The sequence below is a fragment of the Thalassobius vesicularis genome (assembly GCF_004799325.1).
Taxonomy (GTDB): Bacteria; Pseudomonadota; Alphaproteobacteria; order Rhodobacterales; family Rhodobacteraceae; genus Thalassobius; species Thalassobius vesicularis.
Map to the genome: position 1 here is coordinate 268,389 of NZ_SSMD01000005.1, position 24,938 is coordinate 293,326.

Sequence of the window (24,938 nt, forward strand, 5' to 3'; positions counted from 1 at the left end):
GCAGACTTGAACGCGCATGAGGCGCACGACCGGCACAGCACACAGAATTTTCGGGCTGGAATTCAGGAATATGAGATCTTCGAAAAGCCGCTCGCGGTCGAAATCGAACCGCAACAATAACCGGACCGTCGGGAACATCGTCAACCGCGTGTTTGACAGCTCGGGCCCCGAGGGCAAGGTGCGCGGCACGCCGCAGCAGATCATCGACAAGTACAACCAGCTGGCGCGCGATGCGCAGCTGAGCAATGACCGCGTCGCGGCCGAGAACTTCCAGCAGCACGCCGAGCATTACCTGCGCATGCTGTCCGAAGCGCAGCGCGAACAGGACCAACGCCGCGAGGAGCAGGACCGCCAGAACCGCGAGCGTCAGGCCGAGCGCGACCGTGAACGCGCCGCCCGTCAGGAACGCGAGTCGAACGACTCGTCCCCCGAGGTGGAAGAAACCGCAGCGGGCGAAGCAAGCGCAGCGCCGGACGTTCTGGATCTGGGCGACGACAGCGACAGCAACCTGGTCGAGACCCCCGAAAACAAGGCCGCGCCGGAAGACAAGCCCAAGCCGAAGCGGACCCGGTCGTCCGCCCCCCGCAAGCCGCGCGCCAAGAAAAGCGACAGCGAAGGCGGGGATCAGCCCCCGGCGCCCGAAGCGGCGTAATCTAAACGTCAGGATTTCGAAAAGCGCGATGGCTCGGCCTTCGCGCTTTTTTATTGCGCCAACAGTCGGGACAGCGCGCAGAACTGTTCAAGCGAGACAGTCTCGGCCCGGTCGGTTGGCTGGATGCCGGCGGCCAGCAGGCGGTCCTCCAGATCGGGGGCCATGCCCTTCAGGGCGGCGCGCAGCATCTTGCGGCGCTGGTTGAAGGCGCGGGCGACGACCTGTTCCAGTTTCTTCGGGTCGGCGGGGTATTTCGGCTCGGGCAGGGCGGTCAGGTGGACGACGGCCGAGTGCACCTTGGGCGGCGGGCTGAACGCCTCTGGCGGCAGGTGCAGCACGATCCGCGCCTCTGTGCGCCATTGCGCCAGCAGGGCCAAACGGCCGTAGGCCTTGGATCCGGGTTGGGCGACGATCCGCTCGGCAACTTCCTTCTGGAACATCAGCGTCAGCGAGGACCAGAACGGCGGCCATTCCTGCGGCGTCAGCCAGCGGATCAGCAGCTCGGTCCCGACGTTATAGGGCAGGTTGGCGGCGATGCGGATCGGTGGGGTCAGGTGGGCCAGCGGGTCCACCTCTAGCGCGTCACCGTTGATGACCTGCAGCTTGCCGGGGTAGGCGGCGCTGATCTCCTCCAGCGCGGGCATGCAGCGGCTGTCTTTCTCGATCGCCAGCACCTTGCGCGCGCCTTCGGCCAGCAGGCCACGGGTCAGACCGCCGGGGCCGGGGCCGATTTCCAGCACGTCGGATTGCGACAAATCCCCGGCCAGCCGCGCGATCTTGGCGGTCAGGTTCAGGTCCAGCAGAAAGTTCTGGCCCAGCGATTTCTTGGCGGCAATGCCGTGGTCGTCGATGACCTGCCGCAGCGGAGGAAGGGAGTCGATGGCGCTCATGCGGTGGCCTTTCGTGCGTCGGCCATCTGGCGGGCCAGTTTCAGCGCCTCGATCAGGGAATTGGCATCGGCGATGCCTTGTCCCGCGATGTCAAAGGCGGTGCCGTGATCGGGCGAGGTGCGGATGAACGGCAGCCCCAGGGTGACGTTGACGCCGCCCGCGAAATCCAGCGTCTTGATCGGGATCAGCGCCTGATCGTGATACATGCAGATCGCCGCGTCATAACGGGTGCGGGCAGCGGCGTGGAACATGGTGTCAGCCGAGGAGGGGCCGGTGATCTGCATCCCCTCGGCGCGCAGGCGGTCCAGCAGGGGGGCGATCAGGGTGATTTCCTCGGTGCCCATTGCGCCGCCTTCGCCCGCGTGTGGGTTCAGCCCGGCCACGGCCAGACGGGGCGCGGACAGGCCGAAATCGCGGATCAGGGCGGCGTGGGTGATGCGGATGGTCTGTTCCAGCAACTCGTCGGTCAGCAGGCGAGGCACGTCGGCGATCGCCTCGTGTATAGTGGTGGGGACCACGCGCAATTGCGGGCAGGCCAGCATCATCACGACACGTTCGACCCCGCCAAGGGCGGCCAGGTACTCGGTATGGCCGGGATAGGCGAAACCCGCGCCGTCCTTCAGCGCCTTCTTGTGGATGGGCGCGGTGGTCAGGGCGGCGGCCTGTCCTTGCATCACCAGATCCACCCCCCGTGTGATCACGTCGATGACGCCTTGCGCGTTGGCCGGGTCGGGCTGGCCGGGGACGGCTGGGGCGGCAAACGGATGCACCAGCACCGGCAGGCCGGTTTTAGCAGCCTCGGCGGCGTCCGAGGGCGCGCCGATTTCGACAAAGGCGGTGCCGTGTGGCAGGTGCCGGGGGTCACCGATATAGAAAAACGGCAACGTCTCGCGCAGGGCGGCCCAGGCGGTGGCCGCGATTTCGGGGCCGACGCCTGCCGGTTCTCCGCAGCTTAGCGCGATGGGCAGGCTCATTCCTCGATGATCCGGGCGTCAGCGCGCAGTTGTTCCAGATAGCCGTTGGCCAGCGACTCGGCGCGGCGGTTGCGCAACTGGGCGGTCAGCTCCTCGCGCGAGGCGTCCTGCGTCAGCGCCGGGGTACGGCCGCACATCATGACCACCAGCAGGGTCTGGCCGTTGTTGCGGGTCAGGTTGGCCGAGAGTTCGCCCTTGTCCAGCTTGGCCAGTTCAATCGCGATGTCGCGGGGGATTTCGCCGGGTTTCTGGGTGACGCGCGACAGCACTTCGTCGGGCTGGCCCTTGGCCGTGCCGTAAAGGTCGTCGCAGGTGTCGGTGTCGTTCATCAGGGTCTGCGCGGCGGCCAGCGCCTCGGGCGAACGGCCGCCGGGGATCTGGTAGGTCGCGTATTCGATGGCCGCGATGTCCGGCGCGCGCCAGCCCGATTCCGCGATCGAGCGCAGCTGGAACAGCGCAATCGCGCCTTGCAGCGGCAGCGGCTGGGTAATCTCGCCGGGTTTCAGCGACAGGATGACGGGGCGCAATTGCGGCGGCAGCTTGGTGATCGACATCCATTCCAGACGGCCGCCCACGTCACGGGTGGGTGCGACCGAGTATTGGCGCGCGTTGTTCGAGAAGCCTTCGATGGTGGCGTCCTGAATGATGTTTTGCGCCAGCTCCATCGCCTCGGCCTCGCGGCCCTCCGGGACGGGGATGAAAAGCTCCGACAGCAGCACCTGGGCCGAGTTCAGGTTGCTGAGCGCGCGCTGCGCCTTGTCGATGTCTTCGTCGGTGACGGCCAGACGGCTGGCGAATTTCAGACGGACGACCTCGCGCCAGGCCAGGCCGGCAAAGACGAAATCTTCAAAGGTTTGGCGCGCAACGCCTTTTTCCTCGAGCGCGGTGATGAACTGTTCGGGGGACAGATTGGCGCGGCCTGCGAAATCCTTGGTTCCGGTTTCGATCATTTCGGGGGTGACGCGCGCGCCGGCAGCAATCGCCGCATCCAGTTTCAGGCGGTCTTCGATCAGCTGCTTGCGCGCTTCCTTTACCGGATCACCGGGAGAGTTGACCGCCTTCAGTAGCAGCGCGCGCTGGTCCAGCTCGTACCAGGTGATGGCGCGGTCATTGACCCGGATCGCCGGCGAGAACAGGCTTTGCGCATGCAGGGCAGCCCCGGTCAGAACCAGTCCAAGGGTGGCGAAAGCTAGGAAAATCCGGCGCATGGTCAATCTGTACATCCTTTAGTTCCGGCAGGTGCGGGCATAGCTGCGATCAGAGGTTTTCGCACTGAACCCTCTCAGCCCTACGGTAAAGCTCAAATTCGTCGACGGATCAACGATAGTCGAAGAGGTGAAGCGGCGCGAGAGGTTCAGGTTCACCTCGATACACTCGTTCGTGTAGCGCAGGCCAAAGGCCGCCGATGTGGCGCGGCTGTCGGCCACGTCATAGCGCCAGTTCGCGGTCCCCGACCAATGCGTCGAGAACCGGCGATACCCGTCCAGCGACCATTCCGAGACGGTGTCGGCGCGGTCTTCGGCGGTATCGGCGCCCAGCCAGACATAGGACAGGGCAAAGGCGTTATTGGTGTTTTGCCAGCTGGCGCGGGCCTCGGCCTTGTGCAGGTCGAACGACTGGGTCATCAGCGCGCGCGCCGTCAGCCCCAGCCCCTTGTCCGAGCGGATCTGACCCGCCACCAGCAGATCCGAGCGCGTGCCCGACAGGCCAGATGTTTCCGAGAACGCCGCCTCGCTGTCCTCGCGCAGGATCTGGCCAAAGGTCAGCGCGTTGCTCCAGCCCGTGGGGGTGGTGCGGGTCCAGCTGAGGCCCAGTGCGGCCGCACCGCCACGTTCGCGCCGGTCAGGGGCCGGGAAGTGCGACAGCGACAGCAAGTTGCCTTCGTCGAACTCGACCCGGGTGCTTTCGTCGTTGGGAATGTTCAGGCTGTTGCCGCCGACCCAGCCCATCATCAGAACCGGCTCGACCACGTGGACATCACCGCGCGCGGTGGTCTTCAGCCACGGCCAGCGCAGCGCCATCGAGGTTTGCGGCGTCACCAGAATCTCGTTGTTCAGCGCGGCCGAGACATCCTGACGGATCGTGTAGGCATCCACTACGGCCCCCGCGCGGAAATCGGCCTTGATGCCGGGGCCAAAGGTCCAGCCGCGCAGCCACAGCAGCGACGCCTCGGCCCGGCTGACATCGCGCCCGTCGCCCCAGATATCGCTGTCGGGGCCATCGGTGGCCATGTCGGAATAGCGGTAATGCGAATGTGCGGCGAAATTCATCCGCAGCTCACCGCCAAAGCGGGACGGGAAAAAGCGGCGCTCGTATTCGGCGTCCCCGATGATGGTCGGGATGGTCGAGTTATCCTCGCCGTCGCGCAGGGACTGGAACGACACCAGCGCGACGCGGCGGTAATCGTCGCGTGTGGCACGGGTCAGGGCGACTTCGCTTTTCAGGCGGTCCTTGTCGGAATAGTCGTAATCCAGCAGATAGGCGCGGTCGGTGACGGCCTCGATCCCGAAGGACAGTTTGTAGTCGTTGCGCAGTTCGAACAGGCCAGAGCCAAAGGCGTATCCGCGCAGGTCGCCGGGCTGCAGCGTGTCGTCCGAGATCGCGCCCTGAAACTCGATCCGTCCGCGCCGGAATGCCTGCCGATAGCGCCATTCAAGCGTCGCCGTCTGCGTCGAAAGGTAGGGCGTCAGCGTCAGGTCCCTGTGATCGCCCATCTTGATGAAGTACGGCATGACCAGACCCAGGCCCAGTTCCGAGCTTTGGCGCAATTCGGGGATCAGAAAGCCCGAGGCGCGGTCCAGCGTCGGGTCGGGAAGGCGCATCCGGGGCACCCACAGCACCGGCACATCCATCAGCCGCAGTTGTGCGTTCTCGAAATACAGCTGGCGTTCTTGTTGGTCATGCACGGTGCGTTGCGCGCGGATTTGCCAGACCGGCGGCGTTTTCGCATCGCACACCTGGCACGAGGTCGCGGCGACCTTGTACAGTTGCGTGTAGCGCCCGCCGGTGCGGTTGATCTGGTTCGCGGCCAGTTGCACCTGCCGGTCCATGATCATCCGTGCGCCGCGCAGGATGCCGTTCTGCAGCTTGCCATCCAACTCGCCCGAGCCGGCAAGGATGATCGTGCTGTCGCCCTGGGTCAGGACAATCGGGCCCTCGATCTCCAGCAGGTCGCCCTTGCGGTCATAGCTCAGCCGTGCGGCCTTCAGGCGGACGTCGTCATACATGATTTCGACATGGCCATTGGCGATCAGCCGGTTGCGCCCGTCCACCCGCAGGCTGTCGGCGATCAGCACCGCAGGCGGCGCGTCATCGGCACGCCCCGGCAGGGCGGGGGCCGTCAGGGCCAGGGCTGCGGCCAGCAGAAGGGGGGCGATACGCGGTGTCATCCGTCCTCCATATGCAGAAGCAGGCCAAGCGCCAAGAGGACCGAGGCCACAGGCGGCGCCCAAGCGGCCAGCATCACCGGAATCTGGCCGTTTTCCCCCAGAATCTGGGCGAAGTTCCGGATGTAATACAGCCCGAAGCCCAGCATGATCGCGGTCAGCACTGCGATGCCGGTATGGCCAAACCGGGTGTGCCGCATGGTAAAGGCCGAGGCCACCAGCACCATCGCCATCAGGAACAGCGGGCGGGCCAGCTCCATCTGCAGCCAGACAGAGTGGCGGCGGGCGGAAAACCCGGCCTCTTTCAGTTGCTGGATGTATTGCGGCAGGTCCCAGACGGAAATCACCGTTGCGGTTCCGAAACTGTCGCGGATGCGGTCCTGTGTCAGGCTGGAGGTGATGCGCAGCGTGTCGTGCACCTCGGCCCCTGCTTCGGGGTTCGTTCCGGCGGCTAGCGGCCAGACCTTGGCGTTGGTCAGGGTCCAGGCACCGTCGCCCAGTTCAGCCTTATCCGCCTGAATGCGGCGGATCGGGCCGCCTTGCGGGGCGTAGGACAGCATGGTCACGTCAAAAAGCGTTGTGCCCTCGGCATCAGCGGCGGCGGCGCGGATCACGGTCTGGCCCTCCATCCCGCCTTGGCGCAGCCACAACCCTTCGGAGCTGATCGACAACACGTCCGCGCCGCCGGTGCGATAGGTCTCGTCCAGTTCCGAGAAACGCTTGGAGGTGGCGGCGACGATGGGGTTGAACATGCTGACGGCCATGATGCCGATCATTGCAGCGACGGCCACCGGGGCCATCAGGCTGCGCAACGCCGAACGGCCAGCCGCCCGCGTCACCACCAACTCGGAGGAACGCGCAAGCCCCAGGAACAGCGTGATCGTCGCCAGGATCATCACCAGCGGCAGGATGTTGTAGATCGCCTGCGGGGTGTTCAGCAGCGTCAGCTCGAATATCTTCGGCAGCGCCACGCCGCGCGATGAAAACCGGCTGATCTGCTCGACCAGATCAATCAGCGCCATCAACAGGAAAAACACCCCAAGGATGCCCAGGAAAGTGACGGCGAATTTGCGGGCGAAGTAGAGGTGAAGTTTCATGCCGGCACTTCCGACACTTTGGGTTTCAGCGGGCGGCGGTTGCGCCCTGACCACGCCAGCAGCGCCATTCCAACGCCGATGCCAAAGATCGACGGGGCATAGACCGCGGGCCACAGGGTGGGATCGTTCAGCGCGGCCTCGGCCGAGACGCCCTCGACCAGCTTGACCAGCACCAGCAGGAACAGTGCCCCGATGATCTGGCGCCACACCCCAAACCGCGAGAAACTGCCAACCAGCAGCGCGGCGAACCCGATCAGCGAGGCCGCGATGCACAGCAGAGCCTGGTTGAAGCGGTTATGCGCCTCGACAATCACCGCGCCCACGGTTTCGCCGGTTTCGGCGGCAATGGCATCGGGGTTGGCCAGCATCTCGAACGTGCCGACATGGGCCACGTTGCGGGCCACCGCGTCGGTCTGACGGATCAGCGCGGTGATATCGTACGAAAAATCCGAAAAATGTGTCGTGAACAGCCGGTTGCCCTTGCGGGTAAAGCTTTGCGCCATGCCGTCCAGCATCACCAGGTTGATCTGGCCATCGTCATTCACCAGATAGGCCCGCGTCGCCGTGTAGGTCTGGGCGCGGTCTTCCTCGCGCCGGTCGGACAGGAAAACGTCTTCCAGTTCGCCCTTGGGGGTGATTTCGCGGATGAAGAAGGTGATGCCGTCGGTCGGGTGCAGGAATGTTCCCTCGGTCAGCAGGCGGGCGGTGGCGTTTTCGGCAATCTCGGCCTCGCGTTGCTGCATCTGGTACAGGCTGCTGGGCACCAGCAGGTTGGTCAGCACCGACATCATCAGCGCCACGATCAGGCCGTAGAACACCACGGGCCGGGACAAACGCCAAGGGCTGTAGCCGGTGGCCTGCATCACCACCAACTCGGATTCGCTGCTGAGCCGGTTGGTGACGTAGACCGAGGCCGCAAAGGCCGCCATCGGCAGCACCAACCGGATCACGTTGGGCAGGGCCAGCGCAGTGAATTCCACGAAGACAAACGCCGACTGTCCGTCGCCGATCAGCTTGTCAAACAGGCGAACGGCACGGTTGATCCAGTAGATCGACACCAGCACCAGCGAGAAGAATCCGAACAGGACCATCAGCTGGGACAGCATATATCTGTCGAATCTGGCCAAGATACCCCCCCGGGAACCACAGTTGGTGTTTGTGTTACCCCATGCGACGGCGGGGGAAAACTGCTAACTGGACTTGCTCTCTGGTCAAGTGGGCGGGCGCGCGCTAGGACTCTGGTCAAAGCAGCCAAGGAGGCCCAGATGACCAACCCCGTTTCCATCCAGTTCACCGCCACCGACATCGACGCGATCGCCGCTACAACGGGGCGCGTGGCGATCATCGTGGGTGGTGACGGCAAGATGGGTCCGGGGGCTGCGCGGGCCAACAAACTGACCCGTGGCGCGGTGAAACGGTTCCTGGACTCCGACGCGTTCGAGCAAATGAAACCGGGCGAGATGACCTCGCTGGCCTGGCCGGTCGGTCTGGCCGCCGAGGCGCTGGACATCGTCAAGCTGGGCCGCCGCGCCGAGGTTGAGACCGCGCGCAAGGCGGGCACCGTTCTGGCCCGCGCTAAGGGTAAGGCCGCGCTGCTGGTTCTGGCCGGAAATCTGCAACGTTGTGAAGAGGTTGCGCTGGGGATCGCCCTGCGTGCCTACAGCTTTACCCAGCGCAAAAGCAAGCCCGCCGAGGCGGGCGCGGGCGTCACGATCATGTGCTCCTCGCCCGAGGCGGTGGCCGAGAAAGCCGCGCCCCTGCTGGCCGTGGCCGAGGGCGTGTTCTTTACCCGTGATCTGGTCAGCGAACCGGCCAACTACCTGACGACCACCGAATTTGCCACCCGCCTGCAGGCCCTGACCGATCTGGGCGTCGAGGTCGAGGTTCTGGACGAGGACAAGCTGACCGAACTGGGCATGGGCAGCCTGCTGTCCGTGGGTCAGGGCTCGGCCAGCCCGTCCAAGGTGGTGGTGATGCAGTGGAAAGGCGGCGAGGGCGCGCCCCTGGCGCTGGTCGGCAAGGGCGTGGTTTTTGACACCGGCGGTATCTCGCTGAAACCGGCGGCGGGCATGGAAGACATGACCATGGACATGGGCGGCGCGGGCGTCGTGGCTGGCGTGATGAAGGCGCTGGCCCTGCGCAAGGCCAATGCGCATGTCGTCGGTCTGGTCGGGCTGGTGGAAAACATGCCCTCGGGCACCGCGACCCGCCCGGGCGACGTGGTGACCTCGATGAAGGGCGACACGATCGAGGTGATCAACACCGACGCCGAAGGCCGCCTGGTTCTGGCCGATGTCCTTTGGTACGCGCAGGAACGCTTTGCGCCCGCGGGCATGATCAACCTGGCCACGCTGACCGGCGCGATCATCGTTGGGCTGGGACATGAAAACGCTGGTGTCTTCTCGAACAACGACTTGATCTGCAACGACTTCCTGAAAGCCGCCGCCACCGAGGGCGAGGGTGCCTGGCGGATGCCGATGGGCCCGGCCTATGACGATATGATCAAGTCGGCGATCGCGGACATCAAGAACTCGGCCGGGCGTCCGGCTGGCTCGATCACCGCCGCGCAATTCCTGCGCCGCTTCGTCAAGGATGAAACCCCCTGGATCCACCTGGATATCGCCGGTGTGGCCAGCGTGAAGGGCGAGTCGAAATATGCCCCCAAGGGCGCGACGGGCTGGGGTGTGCTGTCGCTGAACCGCCTGATCGCGGACAAGTACGAGGGCTAACCCATTGGGCGCCGTGTATTTTTACCACCTGACCCGGCAGCCGCTAGAGGCGACGCTGCCGATGCTTCTGGAGAAATCTCTGGAGGCAGGTTGGACGGTGGCAGTGCGCGGCACCGATCTGGGGCGGATGGACTGGCTGGACCAGAAACTGTGGCTGGGCCCCGAAGAGGGGTTCCTGCCGCACGGTTTGGCCGGGGGGCCGAATGACGCCTTGCAGCCGGTTCTGCTGACGACCGGCCCCGCCACCAATGGCCCCGATTGCCTGATCACCATCGACGGGGCGGACGTCGCCCCAGATGAGGTGAACGCCTTGCAACGGGTCAGCATCCTGTTCGACGGTCTGGACGATCAGGCGGTGCAGCGCGCGCGGGTGCAGTGGAAGACGCTGACGGATGCCGGGTGCTCGGCGATCTACTGGTCCGAGGAAAGCGGGCGCTGGCAGAAAAAGGCCGAGAAAATAAACGATTAGCGCGTCAGCGTCAGCGTTTTCGGCGTCATCTCGATCTTCGAGAACCGCTGCAGATAGGACATGCCCATCAGTGACGTTTCCATCTGACCACCATTCACCCAAGCCCGGACCGAGTTGTCGCGGATCGGGCCGACCTCGACCAGTTCTAGTTTGACGGGCGCGGTTTTGACCGGGCCGTTGGCGGTCATGGCCTGCCCCCAAAAGGCTAGGGTTTCGGTGTTCAGACCGGCTTTGGCGGCGTCCCGCTGGCTGAGCACGATGTCCGTCGCACCGGTGTCGATGACAAAGCGCAGCGCCTCTCCGTTAACCTTTGCGGTCAGGTAGAAATGCCCGTCAGGCGCGCGAGGGATCTCGATTTGTCCTTCGGAATGAATGGTTTGGACGGGATAGCTCAACTGTCGCACATCGTCCCACAGGCCGACGGCGGCGATCACACCTATGAACAGAAACACCCAGACCAACGCCTGTTGCAGCAGTTTGGACAGGTTGCGGCGGTTCTGAACAAAGAACCAGCCGCCGATCACGACCAGCAGCAATCCAAGATACAGGATGCGTCCGTAATCCCAGCCGTCCATTTCAGCGCCCCCTTCAAACCGTGCCAAATTGATATAGGGCGGCGGGCGGCGGGTTGCACCTAGCTGGCGATGCCAAATGCGCGCAGACCGTCCAGAACGAACTGGACCGCAAGGGCGGACAGCAACATCCCCAGCAGTCGCGTGACCACGTTGATGCCGGTCTTACCCAGGGCGCGCTCCAGCCAAGTTGCTGTCATGAATAGCAAAAACACGATCACCAGCACGGCCAGCATGATCCCCATTACCATCGCCAGCCCCGCCATTCCGGGTTGCTGGCCGGACAGCAGGATCATCGTCGCGATGGCGCCGGGGCCTGCGATCAGGGGGATGCCGAGGGGGAAAACGGAGGGGTCGTCGTGGTGGTCTTCTTCTTCGGCCTGATCCTCGCGGCGTTTGGTGCGGCGTTGGAACAGCATGTCGAGCGCGGTCAGGAACAGCAGCAGGCCACCCGCGATGCGGAAGGCGGGCATGGAGATGCCGACGAAACCCAGCACCGCCTCGCCGAACAAGGTGAACAGGCTGAGTACGAAAACAGCTGTAAGAATGGCCCGTAAGGCTATGGTTTGACGCTGTTTTTGCGTCATGCCTTGGGTCAGCGCCACGAACAGGGGCGTCAGCCCGATCGGGTCGATGATCACGAACAGCGTGACGAAACCGGTGATGAGAAAGGCGGTGTCCATGCCAAAAAGCCTAGCCAAAGGTGGCCGGGCGCGCCAGAGGTTAACGCGGCCCCGCCGAATTTCCGTATTTTGCCCGCAGTTCCAGCAGCTTGCAGAGAACTCTTGAGATTAACCTTTAGCCGGCCTCGGCGGCCTCCAGTTGCTCCAACGCGTCCATCCACAGCGCCTCGGCGCGGGCCATCGCCTCTTGCAGCTCTGCATATTTCTTTTGCAAAGCAATGGCTTGGTCCTTTTTGGTCGTGAAAAGCTCGGGGTCGTTCAGCAGCGTTTGCAGCTTTTCTTCCATGTCCGAGAGTTTCTCGACCCGCTCCTCGCATTTGCGGACTTCGGCGCGCAGGGCAAGGATCTGATCGCGCGATTTGCGGCGCTGCGTTTCAGGTGTTTTGTGGGATTCACCCGCCGTTTCCTGTGGTTTGGCCGGGGCGTCCGATTGCAGCAACAATCGGCGGTAGGCGTCGAGGTCATCCTCGAACGGTTTGACGGTTCCGTCCTTCACCAGCCACAGCCGGTCGGCGACCATCGACAGCAGGTGCATGTCGTGGCTGACCAGGATCACGGCGCCGGAATAGTCGTTCAGCGCCTCCATCAGCGCCTCGCGGGATTCGATGTCGAGGTGGTTGGTCGGTTCGTCGAGGATCAGCAGATGCGGCGCGGGCAGGGTGGCCAGCAGCAGCGACAGGCGGGCCTTTTGACCGCCGGACAGACGGCCGACCTCGGTCTCGGCCTGCTCGGCCATGAGGCCAAACCCGGCCAGACGCGCACGCAGTTTCGAGGGGTGTTGGTCGGGCAACTCGCGTTGCAGGTGCTGGATCGGGGTTTCCTCGACGCGCAATTCATCGACCTGATGCTGGGCGAAAAACCCGATGCGCAGCTTCGAGGAGCGCGCGATCTTGCCCTCCATCGCGGGGAGGCGATCGGAGAGCAGTTTCGCCAGCGTGGATTTGCCCTGACCGTTCTTGCCCAACAGCGCGATGCGGTCGTCCTGATCAATGCGCAAGTTCAGGCGTTTGAGGATCGGGGTGCCGTCATAGCCCACGGTCACGCCCTCGGTCGAGATGATGGGGGGCGACAGGGTTTCGGGCTCGGGGAAGGTAAAGACGGTGCGCGCGGCATCCTCGGGCGTGCGGATAATGTCCATCTTTTCCAGCATCTTGACGCGCGATTGCGCCTGCTTGGCCTTGGTCGCCTTGGCCTTGAACCGGTCTACGAAGGATTGCAGGTGGGCGCGGCGGGCCTCTTGTTTCTTGGCCTGGGCGGCGAGGACGGCGCGCTGCTCGGCCCGTTGACGGACGAACTGGTCGTAGGGGCCGGTGTAATAGGTCAGCTGACGGTTTTCGAGGTGCAGGATCGAGCCGACGGCGCGGTTCAGCAGGTCACGGTCGTGGCTAATGATGATGACGGTGTGCGGGTACTTTGCCAGGTAGTTTTCCAGCCAGAGCGCGCCTTCGAGGTCCAGATAGTTGGTCGGTTCGTCCAAGAGCAGGTAGTCGGGCTGCGAGAACAGTACGGCAGCCAGCGCAACGCGCATCCGCCAACCGCCTGAGAAGGCCGAGCAGGGCATCAGCTGTTCGTCGGCGTCAAAGCCAAGGCCGCGCAGGATCGAGGAGGCGCGGGCCTCGGCGCTCCAGGCATCGATGTCGGCCAGGCGGGTCTGGATCTCGGCGATGCGGGCGGGGTCGGTCGCGGTGGCGGATTCGGCCATCAGCGCAGCACGCTCGGTATCGGCGGCGAGGACCGTGTCCAGCAGGCTGACCTCGTTTCCCGGCACCTCTTGGGCAACGCCGCCGATGCGGGCGCGCGAGGGCAGCTGGATCGAGCCCGCGTCCAGATGCAGATCACCGCGGATCAGCTTGAACAGGGTGGTTTTCCCGGCGCCGTTGCGGCCGATCAGGCCGACCTTGTGACCGGTGGGAATCGTGGCGCTGGCCCCTTCGAAAATCGGGCGCCCCTCGATGGAATAATGAAGATCGTCGATGCGTAGCATGGGCGTGCTGTGAACCAGCGCCCAGCCCAAGTCAATCGGGGATCGGGGTTTTCAGCAGGGTATGCAGCTGCGAGGCGTCATAGCTGAGGAAATCGACCAGCGGCTGATCGCCTGCGTCCTCGAACACGAAGATGTGCAGCGCGTCCATGTAGAGCGTCGCACGGCAGAACCGCCCTTCGCCCGCCAGCTCGGCCGGGCATTCGGCGATGTCGGTATGCAGCACCGAGGCCTCGAACATCTCATAGGTAAAGGGCAGGGCGTCTTCGGCAATCGCGGGCGTGGCCAGCAGGGCCAGGGCGGCAATGGCGAGTTTCATGGCTGGGATCCTTGAAGATTTGGCTGCGGCTTTTCTGACCAAAACAGTCAGATAAGTCAAGCGCAACCCTGCGGAACTCGCCATATCCCCCTTTATCCCTGACAGCCCCCGTGCTAGAGGCACGCCAGACTGTAACACATGGAAACAGGAGCGAGCCCAATGGCCATCCAGCGTACCTTCTCGATCATCAAGCCCGATGCAACCGCACGCAACCTGACCGGCGCCATCAACGCCAAGCTGGAAGCCGCCGGCCTGCGCATCGTCGCGCAAAAGCGCATCCACCTGACCCCGGCCCAGGCTGGCGTGTTCTACGCCGTCCACAAAGAGCGCCCCTTCTACGGCGAACTGTGCGACTTCATGGCGTCGGCCCCGATCGTCGTGCAGGTTCTGGAAGGTGAAAACGCCATCGCCAAGAACCGCGAAGTGATGGGCGCCACCAACCCGGCCGAAGCCGCCGAAGGCACCATCCGCAAGGAATTCGCGCTGTCGATCGGTGAAAACTCGGTCCACGGCTCGGACGGCGAAGACACCGCCGCGGTCGAGATCGCCTACTTCTTCTCGGGTCTGGAACTGGTCGGCTAAGCCTTCCGTTCGATCACACCGATTTCGTCAAGGGCCGCTTCGAGTTTCGAGCGGCCCTTTTCGCTGCCCGCCGTCTCGGCCTTCAACGTGTCGAACGCCGCGCGCAGGGCGTCCTTTTCCGCGCCCCGGCAATCGTTCCAGGGGCGGCCCTGCAGGCCCATGACCAGAGCGTAATATCCGATGAAATGCGGGCGCGTGCCGCTGGCGATCATCCGCCGGTAGGCCTCATGCGCGCCCAGATCCCGCAACACTTCGGCGCTGTGAATGCCGGCGCGGGCGCAGTCGCGTTCGACCGCGGGCCCAAGGTTGCGGATGCTGGAAACAGGTGTGGACATGACCCCGACAGTAACAGGCCCGCCGGGGTCAGTCATCTTTCAGATGCTGGCGTAGTCGGTGAAAACCGGCGCGGCCTGCTGCTGGCCCTGGGCGGGCGCCTGACCCTGCTGTTGCTGGGTCGGAGCTTGGGTTTGCTGTGCATGTTCCATCTTGATGATCCTTTAGCGAGGCAACACAACGGCTGCCGGAAAAGCCCCGGCAGCAGAACGGGTTACGGGATCAGCATAGCCAATCATTACGGCATGCCGAGGGTCCCGGAGTGTCGGAAAACGGTCGGAAATCAGGCGGTGACGGCGGCGGTCACGATGATTTCGACACGGTATTTCGGCGCGGCCAGCTTGGCTTCGACGGTGGCGCGGGCGGGGGTGTTGCCCTGCGGCACCCACTCGTCCCAGACGCTGTTCATCTCGGCGAAATCAGCGATGTCGGCCAGGCAGATGGTGGTCGCCAGGATCGCCTCTTTCGAGGACCCGGCCTGGGCCAGCAACTCATCGACCTGACGCAGGCAGTCGCGGGTCTGCGCGGCCACGGTGGCGCCTTCGCCGACCTGACCGGCCAGGTAAACGGTGCCGTTATGAACGACGGCCTGGCTCATGCGGGGGCCGATGCCGATACGGGTGATCATCTGAAAAATCCTCTGCGCAGAAGGGCGCGCGCGCCCCGAAATCACGGTGCTGGGCGTTTAGGCCCGCCGCGATACCCTGTAAAGGGGGAATTTGCCCGGAAATGCAGCAGGTTGCGAACTTGTGCTCACCGGCCCCATTCCGCGCAGAAATCGGGCTTCTTTCTGAGCAAAATACTCCCGCCGGAGGCTCCCGCACGCCACACACGCGCGCCGCCGGGCAGGGCACCGGCACGCAGACACGCGCCGGCACCGTCTTTTTACTGGTCGTCTTACTGGGTACCTTACTGGGCGGCCTCGATCAGCACCTCGCCGAACTGCTCGCGCAGCTTGTTCTTCAGCACCTTGCCGGTGCCGCCGATCGGCAGCGCGTCGACGAAGATCACCTTGTCCGGCACCTGCCATTTGGCGATCTTGCCCTCGTAGAAGGCCAGGATCTGTTCTTCGGTCGGGGTGGCGCCGGCGGCGGGCAGTACGACCAGCACGGGGCGCTCGTCCCATTTCTCGTGCCGGGCCGCGATGGCGGCGGCGTTGGCAACTTCGGGGTGGCCGATGGCGATGTTTTCCAGTTCGACGGTGGAAATCCACTCACCACCCGACTTGATGATGTCCTTCGAGCGGTCGCGAATGATCATGAAGCCATTGGGATCAATCGTCGCCACGTCGCCGGTGTCGAACCAGCCGTCCATCGTCAGCGCGGTTTTTTCCACCTTGAAGTAGGTGTCGACAATCCAGTGGCCGCGGATTTGCAGCTCGCCCTGGGTCACGCCGTCCTGCGGCAGCACGTGGCCTTCGGAATCGATGATGCGCAACTCCACGCCAAAGGGCGGGCGGCCCTGGCCTTCGCGGATCTTGTACTGGTCGTCCTCGCTCAGGGCGTCATGCTTGTTCAGCAGGTTGTTCAGCGTGCCCAGCGGGCTGGTTTCGGTCATGCCCCAGGCGTGCATCACCTCGACGCCGTATTTTTCGCGGAAGGCGCGGATCATCGAGGGCGGGCAGGCCGAGCCGCCGATCACCGTGCGCTTCAGGCTGTCGGCCTTCGAGCCCAGCTTTTCCAGCGCCTGCAGCAGGCCCATCCAGATCGTCGGCACGCCAAGCGCCAGTGTCACGCCCTCGGCGTCGATCAGCTTGGCCAGGCTTTCGCCGTCCAGGTTCGGGCCGGGCAGCACCAGTTTGCAGCCCGCGGCGGGCGCCATGTAGGGCACGCCCCAGGCGTTGACGTGGAACATCGGCACCACCGGCATCACGCAGTCGCGTGCCGAGATGTTCAGCGCGTCGGGCTGGTTGCCGCCCAGGCTGTGCAGCACGGTCGAGCGGTGGGTGTACAGCACGCCCTTGGGGTTGCCGGTCGTGCCCGAGGTGTAGCACAGCGACGAGGGGCTGTTTTCGTCCACATGCGGCCATTGATAGGCGGCGTCGCCTTCCTCGATCAGCTCGTCATAGAACATCAGGCCGGGCACCATGGCGGCGGCTTCTTCGTCGCGCGGGCCCATCAGGACGATGTGTTTGACGGTCTTCAGGTGCGCGCCCAGCTTGGCCGCGACGGGCAGGAAGGTGCGGTCCAGGAACAGGACGCGGTCCTCGGCGTGGTTGATGATGTAGACCAGCTGTTCGGGGAACAGGCGGGGGTTGATCGTGTGGCAGATCATGCCAGCACCGGCCACGCCAAAGTAGATTTCCAGGTGACGCTGGTTGTTCCAGGCGATGGTGGCGACGCGGTCGCCCATCTCGATGCCGCGGTTTTCCAGGGCCGAGGCCAGCTTGCGCGCGCGCAGTTCGGTCTCGCCCCAGGTGGTGCGGGCGACCGAGCCGTCGGTTTCCACCGAGACGACCATCGCATCGGCGTGGTAGCGGGCAGCGTGGGAAATCAAAGAGCTGATCGTCAGCTCGTGGCGCATCATTTGACCAAGCATGGGGTTCCTCCTCTGGAAGCGCGGGGAGGGGATCCCGCGCAATGCTGTATCCAACGGTGTACTGCCGTGCGGGCAAACCTTCTGTCCAGATGCCGCGCTGCGGAATTCCCCGGGGACGGTGCGTCATTTTTCGGTGACGCAGCGTCTTTTTCAGCCGCTGTGCGGGGGGATTTCCGGGGTGGGCTGAATGCTTGACGCTTGCGGCGGCGCGCCCTATTCAACGCACAGGCGGGCCTGTAGCTCAACGGTTAGAGCAGAGCGCTCATAACGCTTTGGTTGCGGGTTCAAATCCTGCCGGGCCTACCATCCGCTTTCCATTAAAACCGTATTGCACGGAAAGTGCTGGATTTCCTTTACAGCCAGCAGATATTTCGGGGGCAAACCTGCTTTCGAAAGGCATCTGCGCATGAGCTATCCAACATTGACCGAAGCCGCTCGGGTCTGGGCGCGGGTTGCGGCACTTTCCTTTGGCGGGCCGGCGGGTCAGATCGCGGTCATGCACCGCATTCTGGTCGAGGAGAAACGCTGGCTGGGCGATGACCGGTTCCTGCACGCGCTGAACTTTTGCATGGTGCTGCCGGGGCCCGAGGCGCAGCAGTTGGCGACCTATATCGGCTGGCTGATGCATGGCGTACGCGGGGCGTTGGTGGCGGGGCTGCTGTTCATCGCACCGGGGGTAGTGGCGATCATGGCGCTCAGCTGGGTGTACGCGCTGTGGGGCGATGTCGCCTTTGTCGACGGGCTGTTCTTTGGGCTGAAGGCCGCGGTGCTGGCCATCGTCGTGCAGGCGGTGATCCGGGTGGGCAAACGCGCGCTGAAGAACGGGGCGATGATGGGGATTGCGGCGGCCTCGTTCGTGGCGATCTGGGCGCTGGGGGTGCCGTTTCCGGTGATCGTGCTGGGCGCGGCGCTGCTGGGCTGGATGGGCTCGGCCGCCGGGGTCGCGGCGTTCAGGGGCGGCGGCGGGCATGGCGCGGTCGGCAAGACCCATGTCGATGACGCCGAGACGGTGCTGGGGGCCGAATCCGGCACCGAGGCGCGGGGCGCGCTCAGGGCAGGGGCCTGGGCGCTGGCGGCGTGGGCGCTGCCGGTGGTCGCGCTGCTGGTGCTGGTGCCGGACAGCGTTTTCACCGAGATCGCGGTCTTCTTCTCGAAACTCGCCGTGCTGACATTCGGCGGGGCCTACGCGGTGCTGGCCTGGGTCGCACAAGAGGCCGTCGCCACCCACGGCTGGCTGGCCCCCGGCGAGATGCTGGACGGGCTGGGCATGGCCGAGACCACGCCGGGACCGCTGATCATGGTGCTGCAATTCGTCGGCTTCATGGGCGCCTGGCGCGAGGCGGGCTGGGCGATGCCGCTGCTGGCAGGCACGGCGGGCGGGCTGCTGGCCACCTGGGTGACCTTTGCGCCCTGTTTCGCCTGGATTTTCCTGGGCGCGCCGTGGATGGAGCGGCTGCGCCGCAACACCCGCGTCTCGGCCGCGCTGACGGCGGTGACGGCGGCGGTGGTGGGGGTGATCCTGAACCTGGCGATCTGGTTCGCGGTGCACGTGGTCTTTGGTCAGGTGGCACAGATGGGCCTGGGGCCGGTGCGGATCGAGCTGCCGGTTCTGGCCTCGGTCAACTGGGCGGCGGCGGGGCTGTCGGTGCTGGCCCTGCTGGCGGTGTTCCGGCTGAAGCTGGGCATGGTCACGGTGCTGGGCGGTGCTGCGGCGCTTGGTATTGCGCTGCGCTTGTCCGGGCTGGTCTGAGGGGGCTTTGGCCGTTTAAGCGCGGCTTAGCCAAGGCTCATCCAGACCCGCGCGAATACAAAGGCCCAGATCAATCCGCCGATCAACAGGAAGGGTGCGATCCACCAACCCGGCGCCAGATCAGAAAGCGCGTTTGCAAAACGGCTGACGTCAATGAAGCTCGATTTATTTGAGTTGATGTTATCGTTCATTGGAAACTCCAATAGTCCTTGTATTCGTGGCTTCATCTGGGCGTCGAAAATTTTGAAAGGCGGGCATCAGAAATAAATGCCCGCCTTTCGAGGCTCCGGAGTGATAACACTGGGGGTGTTTTAGTTTTCACATTCAATCGTCAGCGCGGAGTTTACCTAGCTGAATAGATTGCCGTAGCCCAAACCACATATCAGTTGTCGTGAGGGGTTTTTGCAGGACCGAGGCGCCCTGAATTCCGTATATCTGCGCAGGACAATTGGGATATTGCTGTCCCTGCAGAACAATGACCGGCTTATTGGGGAACATGGACCGCATTTTTCCCCAGACTTCCGCAAAGGCCGTTGCATCGCCTTCAAACAGGTCATGGTCAATCACGAAGACATCGCAATCGTCGCCGTAATCCGCCAGTACTTCGCCGACGAATTCGGAAAAGGGCTCTTCGATGAAATCGACGGCCAGCTTTTCCTTCATCCAGGACCGGATTTTCTGATATTCCTTGCTGTTGTCGCCAACATACATCACGCGGTTATGAACCAGCGCGTCGCGGATGATCTCATCGCTTTCGACGTCATCAATGAGAGAGGACACAAGGCTTGCCGCGGCGTTGCGGAACCAGGCGCCGATCTTGCCGGTAATGCCGACGCTACCGTGATCGAGCGAGGCGAATTTCGCGTGGTCTGAAGCAAACATCGGTTATGTCCTGCGTGGCGGAAACTGCTGGTGGCCTACATCGTCAATTGTTGATCCAAGGATAATTCACCCGACCACTCGCGCAAGTTGTCGTAAGTATTCGGGGAAAATCATTGGATAGAAGAAGCTATCGAAAGATAGTGGTCGGTGTATTTGGTATTATTGGCGTGGCGTGATACCAATATGTTGTCTGGGTCGCCTGTATGTTCTTACCGGTCGCTTCAAAGCAGTTGCGCTGCTAGTAATGATTAACACAGTCAATGAACTTATGATGGACGCTCGCAGCACTTTCCGTGCCGTCGGTTCGTCGGAGTCCTAACCATTTCGGGTAGTTTCCTACCCGCTCGGGTAGGTCGCAACTCGAACGATACGATTAGGTATCCTTTGACCACGTGCATGTTTCGTTGCGGTATCTATCCTATCCTCAGGTCGTGGTTTTGACCCCGGAAGGTGGCAAGGTGCTGTTCGATCTGTCCTAGGTAATTGCGGATGCAAATCCGCCACTGATTTGAAACATGTTTCGGCTTTGGGTCGGGCAATAACGAAAAAAGTCCGAGTCGAAGAATTCCCAATGAGCTGGTCTTACGCATTTCCTTCATACTCTTTCGAGGTTCTGGTCGCAAAATTGCGTGAACGCTCCAACCGGGGCTCGATTTTCCTGTTGTTGGTTCTGATGATAGGCGTCAGCGCCTTGCTTTTTGTCGCTGCTGTCGACTTTCGCACCAAGCTGGAATTGATCAGATCTTATGATACTGAAAACGAAGCCTGGCGCGTGGCGCGTGTGGAGGTGGACGCGCATCAGGTTCTTCATGAAATTGACGACTACATTCTGCATGTCGATAGCGGAAAAGATTTTCGGAAAATTATCACGCGAAAATTCGATATTTTGTATAGCCGCATCGAGGTAATACGAGTTTCGCTGAAAAGGTACCCTGCCTCGGATAAACTGCAAGACCATATGGACCGCCTGATATCGTGGCGAGAGGCGCTTGCGGCCGAAATTGACTCGGGTGCAGCCTTTGACGAGGGTGGCTTGCGCGATTTGCGCGCGTCCGTGGATCAAATGCTTCCTGAAATCCGATCATTTGCGTTGGAATGCTTGGGCTTGTTTGCGGTCGAATCCGATAAAAAGCGAAAAGAAGAAGAAGGGCTTTTCTTCAGGTTCTATCTTGAATCGATCTTCCTGCTGATGCTCATGGCGTTCGGGACTTTCCTGATTTACCAGCTTTGGCGGGAATTGGAGCGGCGCAACGGACAGATTGCGCAGATTGCGTCCAGCCTGTCGGCAGCGTTCGATTGCGCGCTTAATGCGGTGATCGTGACCGATCTGGATTGCAAGATCCTGTACTGCAACGCCATGTTCGGAAAGATTTTCGGACAAGATGTGGAAAAGGTCATGGGGCAGACCGTCCCAGAGCTTATTCTGCCGCCTGAGTTGCTGGACGCCCACGAAACCGAGATGGAGAAGATCCGCGCGGTTGCGCCGGAAAACAGGTATGTCCTTGGGCCTAGGATCATGCCGGCCCGGCGGGCGGACGGCACCGAGATCACGATCGAAGTCACCATGATGACGGACCGGGATGTCTCGGGGAATGGGGTCGTTGTCTCGTTCATGCGTGACATCACCGAGCAATTGGCCTTTGAGGAAAAGCTGCGCGACGCGGCCAGACAGGCCGAGCAGGCCGCGCATGCGAAAAGCATGTTCCTGGCAACCATGAGCCACGAGATGCGGACGCCGCTGCATGGTCTGATGGCTTCGCTCAGTCTAGTCGACACCAGCAAGATCGATGCCGACACAAAGTCGCTGCTGAAGACGGCGAACGATTGCAGTAAACGTGCCCTGGATCAGATCAACGACGTATTGGACCTGACCCAATTGGGCGAGGCAGCCCCCCCGCGCGAAGATTTCAGCCCGGCGCGCATCGTCGCGGACATCGCAGACGAGTTGCGCGCCCTGGCCGAGCAGAACGAAAACGCGCTGACGCTGGAAATTGCGCCCGAGGTGCAGAACCAGGTCGTTCGCGGCTGGCCGGTCTCGTTTTCTCGGGCGATCTACAATCTGGCCGGGAACGCGGTCAAATTCACGACACACGGCCAAATCACCATTCGTCTGTGCACGAATGACAACGCAATCGGCGGCGGTTGTATGACCGTCAGTGTCGAGGACACCGGGGTCGGAATCGCCCCTGAGATGCAGGAAAAGATATTTGAGGCGTTTGAAAGCGCTGTCCCCATTGGCTCCAGACAGATCGGCAAACACGGCACGGGGCTGGGTCTGGCCATCGCGCAACGGGCCGTCCAGCAACAAGGTGGGCAGCTGGAGCTGGAAAGCCAGCTGGGCGAGGGAAGCAGGTTCTACTTTACCATCCCGTTCGCGAAAGCGATCAACCCCGTCTTGCAGGTGGGGCAAACCGCAGGACAACCGGATTGGACCGGGACCGGCAGACTGAACGTTCTGGTGGTCGAAGATCACCCGGTGAACAGCGCGTTGATGTGCAGGATGCTGGAACGTCTGGGCCACACTGCCGAGTGCGCCGAAAATGGGCAAATTGCGGTGGATAAGGCCAAGCTTCGGCATTTCGACGCGATCCTGATGGATTTCTCGATGCCGGTCATGGATGGGGTCACGGCCGCGCAGATCATCCGCGAAGGGCGGGGGCCGTCTGCAAACTCGGTCATCTTTGGGGTCACGGCAACCAGTGCCGCAGCAAACGAAAAATTGGGCACAATCTTTGATAAGATCCTGATCAAGCCCATCGGTGTAGAAAAGATCGATCTAAACCTGCGTTCGTTCCGGCACCGGTTCCTCTACACATCTCATGCGTTGTCGGCTGTGCCGGCGGCTGTTTCGGCGGCTGCTGTGTCTGATCTGTCGGCTATGACCGTGCTGGTGCAAGATCCCACCTTTGATCAAATCACTCAGGTAATGGGTCAGGAGACAGCGAACGGCCTTTTGGCGGAGGTCTTGCAGGAGGCCGCGGAGGCTCTAAAGGCGCTGAGCGATGATGAGCTGACCAATGGTGAGCAACTGGCGCTGATCCACAAATCCGCCGGGGCCTGCGCGATGATGGGGCTGCAAGAGCTGGCTGAAACGCTGTCCGAGGTCGAAACCTGCCTGCGCTGTCATCAGTGCGAGGCCATCGAATTACTGGGGATAATGGCCGGTAATCAGCTGAATGAGTTGAGAAAAGAGTTTGCAATGTAACCCGCAATCAAAGAGCCGCCCTGCACGCGCGACAACCCGGTGCTTAGGGTTTCAATGGCTGGAAACAGCCGAAACGTACTTTTTTGGAATACCAAAATGAAGATTCTTGTAGCCGATGATCACAAGCTTGTACGCGAGATCATTTCGACTCATTTGGAGAAAAACGACGAAATCGAAGTCACGGAATGTGGCAGCGTTGATGAGGCGCTGGAGCGGATCGAGACGGTAGGCTCTTTCGACGTGGTCTTGCTGGACCTGGCCATGCCGGGCATGAACGGCCTGAATGGGCTGACCAAGGTCGTCGATGCGAACTCGGACGGTGCGACCGTACTGTTTTCCGGAACCGCCAACCCGGACGTGGTGAACGAAGCGGTGACTTTGGGCGCGCGTGGGTTCATCCCCAAGACGCTGGGGGCCGGGGCGCTGGTCAACGCGATCCAGCTGATTGCCTCTGGCGAGGTATTTCTGCCGTCTACCCTGATCGCTGCGCAGGCCTCGGATGACGAGCAGCAAGGCCAGGGCAGCGATCTGACGCCCCGCGAAAGATCTGTTCTGCGTTCCCTGTGCAATGGCAACACCAACAAGGAAATCGCCCGCGAAGAAGAAATCAGCGAGGTGACGGTGAAAATGCATCTGCGCGCGATTTGTAAAAAGCTGGACGCCCGCAACCGGACCCATGCTGCGCTGATCGCGCGCGAGTTGGGGCTTTCCTGACGGGGGCAGGCACGGCTTGCCCAAAAGAAAAAGGCGACACATCCTGATCGATGGGTCGCCTTTTCAGTTGCGCGGCAAGTCGGTCAGGAGAGGCGCCGAGCTTGCCAGATTTTATTGTTGGTTTTTGCCTGTTCCAGTGCTTCCACCAGGGATTTCCAGCCGATGGGCGACTTCACGGTCGCGTCGCAGATCGCCAGTCGTTCGGTGCCGAATTCGCTGACGGTGGCTTTTTCGCTGAGCAGCACAATCGTGACAGCCGGCGCGATCTTGCGAATTTCCAGCAGGGCTTCGATGGTTTGGGTGATCCCACCCAGCGACTCGATCTCAACAAAGACGATGCCGGTGTTGTCCGGGTCGGCGGCCAATTCGTCGATCATCTCGTCCAGCGTGGGCTGAGCGGTCACCGAAAAACCGGCGCGCCCCAGCCACGACCGCAGCAACGAATCCGTGGGGGTCGTGCCCACGATCGACGCATTCGTCGAGACGTAGCCGAAACCTTCGGCAAAAGACCGGGTTGGCAGCGCCGTGTCAGCGGGCTCTGCCGGGTTCGAAAGGTGCGCAGAACCGAACACGCGCTGCTCTTGCCACAGAGAACCGGAGTTGAATTTGCGGATCATTCCCATTTTGGTCACCTAAGCTTTTGTTAACCAAAGGTAACATGTCTGTCGCAGGTGCGTTTTGGGCATAAGTGACTGGCGGTAACTATTACGATATTGGAATGTGTCGAAAGGAACGCTGGCGCTATCAAAAGGATGTGGTAGGCGTTCTTGGGAGCGACGGGACAGCGACCCGGACCGCTGGTGCTGGCGATGGGCCTTTTTATCGGCGGGACGCCGATGCGCTCAGGAATCAAAAAAATCATCTTTGACGGGAACTTTCCCGAGATTGGCACGTTGGGGGCCAGCGAACTGGGAAAATGAGCCGCGGGAACATGACTGATTACACCGATCCTCAGCATCACGAACATCAGGACCTGCGCAAGCGGAGCGGGGCCGGTCTGGGACTGGCGTTTATTCTGGCCGGGTTTTTCTGGGTAGGCGTGGTGGCTTTTGTGGTCGCTTAGGCCACCGTCACAGCACGGATTTTCTCGCTATGGGGGATCGCGAATAACTCAGGGTTAAATTCCATTTTGGATATCACTGGTTATGCTGTACGCTCGCTTTACGTTTATTAAAACTTTGC

24 protein-coding genes and 1 tRNA gene are annotated in these 24,938 nt (G+C 62.4%); 9 read left to right on the plus strand and 16 right to left on the minus strand.

Features of this window, described 5'->3' with window-relative positions:
• Window positions 1-70 precede the first annotated feature (70 nt).
• A complete protein-coding gene (locus E7681_RS12335) occupies window positions 71-652 on the plus strand; it encodes a DUF4167 domain-containing protein (RefSeq protein WP_136339605.1) in 582 nt (193 codons plus the stop codon).
• A gap of 50 nt (window positions 653-702) precedes the next feature.
• Here the strand turns inward: E7681_RS12335 and rsmA are convergent, their stop codons facing one another.
• The 6 genes from rsmA to lptF are packed head-to-tail and all read right to left on the minus strand — an operon-like array spanning window position 703 to window position 8,105.
• Complete coding sequence (gene rsmA, locus E7681_RS12340) at window positions 703-1,542, minus strand: 16S rRNA (adenine(1518)-N(6)/adenine(1519)-N(6))-dimethyltransferase RsmA (RefSeq protein WP_136339606.1); 840 nt, start codon at window positions 1,540-1,542, stop codon at window positions 703-705.
• The gene (pdxA, locus tag E7681_RS12345) at window positions 1,539-2,516 is read right to left on the minus strand and encodes a 4-hydroxythreonine-4-phosphate dehydrogenase PdxA (RefSeq protein ID WP_136339607.1); all 978 of its coding nucleotides are present in this window, start codon (window positions 2,514-2,516) and stop codon (window positions 1,539-1,541) included. The genes rsmA and pdxA overlap by 4 nt, the downstream gene beginning before the upstream one ends.
• Window positions 2,513-3,739, minus strand: a complete 1,227-nt coding sequence (locus tag E7681_RS12350) for a peptidylprolyl isomerase (protein WP_136339608.1) — start codon at window positions 3,737-3,739, stop codon at window positions 2,513-2,515. Before E7681_RS12350 ends, pdxA begins: the two co-directional genes overlap by 4 nt.
• Window positions 3,740-3,742: 3 nt before the next feature.
• Window positions 3,743-5,905, minus strand: a complete 2,163-nt coding sequence (locus E7681_RS12355; RefSeq protein ID WP_136339609.1) for an LPS-assembly protein LptD — start codon at window positions 5,903-5,905, stop codon at window positions 3,743-3,745.
• Complete coding sequence (gene lptG / locus E7681_RS12360; protein WP_136339610.1) at window positions 5,902-6,999, minus strand: LPS export ABC transporter permease LptG; 1,098 nt, start codon at window positions 6,997-6,999, stop codon at window positions 5,902-5,904. Before lptG ends, E7681_RS12355 begins: the two co-directional genes overlap by 4 nt.
• On the minus strand, window positions 6,996-8,105 hold the full coding sequence (gene lptF / locus E7681_RS12365) for an LPS export ABC transporter permease LptF (protein ID WP_136339611.1): 1,110 nt from the start codon (window positions 8,103-8,105) through the stop codon (window positions 6,996-6,998). Before lptF ends, lptG begins: the two co-directional genes overlap by 4 nt.
• A gap of 159 nt (window positions 8,106-8,264) precedes the next feature.
• Between lptF and E7681_RS12370 the strand changes: the two genes are divergently transcribed.
• Both E7681_RS12370 and E7681_RS12375 read left to right on the plus strand, forming a co-directional pair.
• A complete protein-coding gene (locus E7681_RS12370) occupies window positions 8,265-9,728 on the plus strand; it encodes a leucyl aminopeptidase (protein WP_136339612.1) in 1,464 nt (487 codons plus the stop codon).
• Window positions 9,729-9,732: 4 nt separating this feature from the next.
• The gene (locus E7681_RS12375; protein ID WP_136339613.1) at window positions 9,733-10,197 is read left to right on the plus strand and encodes a DNA polymerase III subunit chi; all 465 of its coding nucleotides are present in this window, start codon (window positions 9,733-9,735) and stop codon (window positions 10,195-10,197) included.
• Here E7681_RS12375 and E7681_RS12380 read toward each other — a convergent pair.
• The 4 genes from E7681_RS12380 to E7681_RS12395 form a co-directional block, all read right to left on the minus strand.
• Window positions 10,194-10,772, minus strand: a complete 579-nt coding sequence (locus tag E7681_RS12380) for a retropepsin-like aspartic protease family protein (protein ID WP_136339614.1) — start codon at window positions 10,770-10,772, stop codon at window positions 10,194-10,196. The genes E7681_RS12375 and E7681_RS12380 overlap by 4 nt on opposite strands.
• Before the next feature lie 59 nt (window positions 10,773-10,831).
• Complete coding sequence (locus E7681_RS12385; RefSeq protein WP_136339615.1) at window positions 10,832-11,452, minus strand: MarC family protein; 621 nt, start codon at window positions 11,450-11,452, stop codon at window positions 10,832-10,834.
• 115 nt (window positions 11,453-11,567) lie between these two features.
• A complete protein-coding gene (locus tag E7681_RS12390) occupies window positions 11,568-13,436 on the minus strand; it encodes an ABC-F family ATP-binding cassette domain-containing protein (protein ID WP_136339616.1) in 1,869 nt (622 codons plus the stop codon).
• A 31-nt stretch (window positions 13,437-13,467) separates the two neighbouring features.
• Entirely contained in the window at window positions 13,468-13,752 is a 285-nt protein-coding gene (locus E7681_RS12395; RefSeq protein WP_136339617.1) for a hypothetical protein, read from the minus strand.
• A 159-nt stretch (window positions 13,753-13,911) separates the two neighbouring features.
• Between E7681_RS12395 and ndk the strand changes: the two genes are divergently transcribed.
• Window positions 13,912-14,334, plus strand: coding sequence for a nucleoside-diphosphate kinase (ndk, locus tag E7681_RS12400; protein WP_136339618.1), 423 nt, complete (start codon window positions 13,912-13,914; stop codon window positions 14,332-14,334).
• On the opposite strand, the gene E7681_RS12405 is transcribed toward ndk, so the two are convergent.
• The 3 genes from E7681_RS12405 to E7681_RS12415 form a co-directional block, all read right to left on the minus strand.
• The gene (locus E7681_RS12405) at window positions 14,331-14,669 is read right to left on the minus strand and encodes a TfoX/Sxy family protein (protein WP_136339619.1); all 339 of its coding nucleotides are present in this window, start codon (window positions 14,667-14,669) and stop codon (window positions 14,331-14,333) included. The genes ndk and E7681_RS12405 overlap by 4 nt on opposite strands.
• Before the next feature lie 281 nt (window positions 14,670-14,950).
• Complete coding sequence (locus E7681_RS12410) at window positions 14,951-15,295, minus strand: RidA family protein (protein WP_136339620.1); 345 nt, start codon at window positions 15,293-15,295, stop codon at window positions 14,951-14,953.
• A 281-nt stretch (window positions 15,296-15,576) separates the two neighbouring features.
• Window positions 15,577-17,205 (minus strand): long-chain-fatty-acid--CoA ligase, encoded by a 1,629-nt coding sequence (locus E7681_RS12415; protein ID WP_136339621.1) that lies wholly within the window; start codon window positions 17,203-17,205, stop codon window positions 15,577-15,579.
• Between the two features lie 230 nt (window positions 17,206-17,435).
• On the opposite strand from E7681_RS12415, the gene E7681_RS12420 reads away from it, so the two are divergent.
• Both E7681_RS12420 and chrA read left to right on the plus strand, forming a co-directional pair.
• Window positions 17,436-17,511 (plus strand) — tRNA-Ile (locus E7681_RS12420).
• Between the two features lie 100 nt (window positions 17,512-17,611).
• Window positions 17,612-18,955 (plus strand): chromate efflux transporter, encoded by a 1,344-nt coding sequence (gene chrA, locus E7681_RS12425; protein ID WP_136339622.1) that lies wholly within the window; start codon window positions 17,612-17,614, stop codon window positions 18,953-18,955.
• A gap of 26 nt (window positions 18,956-18,981) precedes the next feature.
• On the opposite strand, the gene E7681_RS18840 is transcribed toward chrA, so the two are convergent.
• The gene (locus tag E7681_RS18840; RefSeq protein WP_168733199.1) at window positions 18,982-19,146 is read right to left on the minus strand and encodes a hypothetical protein; all 165 of its coding nucleotides are present in this window, start codon (window positions 19,144-19,146) and stop codon (window positions 18,982-18,984) included.
• Window positions 19,147-19,279: 133 nt separating this feature from the next.
• Entirely contained in the window at window positions 19,280-19,837 is a 558-nt protein-coding gene (locus tag E7681_RS12430) for a hypothetical protein (RefSeq protein ID WP_136339623.1), read from the minus strand.
• A 571-nt stretch (window positions 19,838-20,408) separates the two neighbouring features.
• On the opposite strand from E7681_RS12430, the gene E7681_RS12435 reads away from it, so the two are divergent.
• Window positions 20,409-23,042: a PAS domain-containing hybrid sensor histidine kinase/response regulator gene (locus tag E7681_RS12435; protein WP_136339624.1), complete on the plus strand. Its 2,634-nt coding sequence runs from the start codon at window positions 20,409-20,411 to the stop codon at window positions 23,040-23,042.
• A 96-nt stretch (window positions 23,043-23,138) separates the two neighbouring features.
• Complete coding sequence (locus E7681_RS12440; protein ID WP_168733200.1) at window positions 23,139-23,756, plus strand: response regulator; 618 nt, start codon at window positions 23,139-23,141, stop codon at window positions 23,754-23,756.
• Window positions 23,757-23,839: 83 nt separating this feature from the next.
• Here the strand turns inward: E7681_RS12440 and E7681_RS12445 are convergent, their stop codons facing one another.
• The gene (locus E7681_RS12445; protein ID WP_168733201.1) at window positions 23,840-24,373 is read right to left on the minus strand and encodes a hypothetical protein; all 534 of its coding nucleotides are present in this window, start codon (window positions 24,371-24,373) and stop codon (window positions 23,840-23,842) included.
• Between the two features lie 314 nt (window positions 24,374-24,687).
• Here E7681_RS12445 and E7681_RS19295 point away from each other — a divergent pair, with 314 nt between their 5' ends.
• Entirely contained in the window at window positions 24,688-24,819 is a 132-nt protein-coding gene (locus E7681_RS19295; protein WP_281277661.1) for a hypothetical protein, read from the plus strand.
• Window positions 24,820-24,938: the final 119 nt, after the last annotated feature.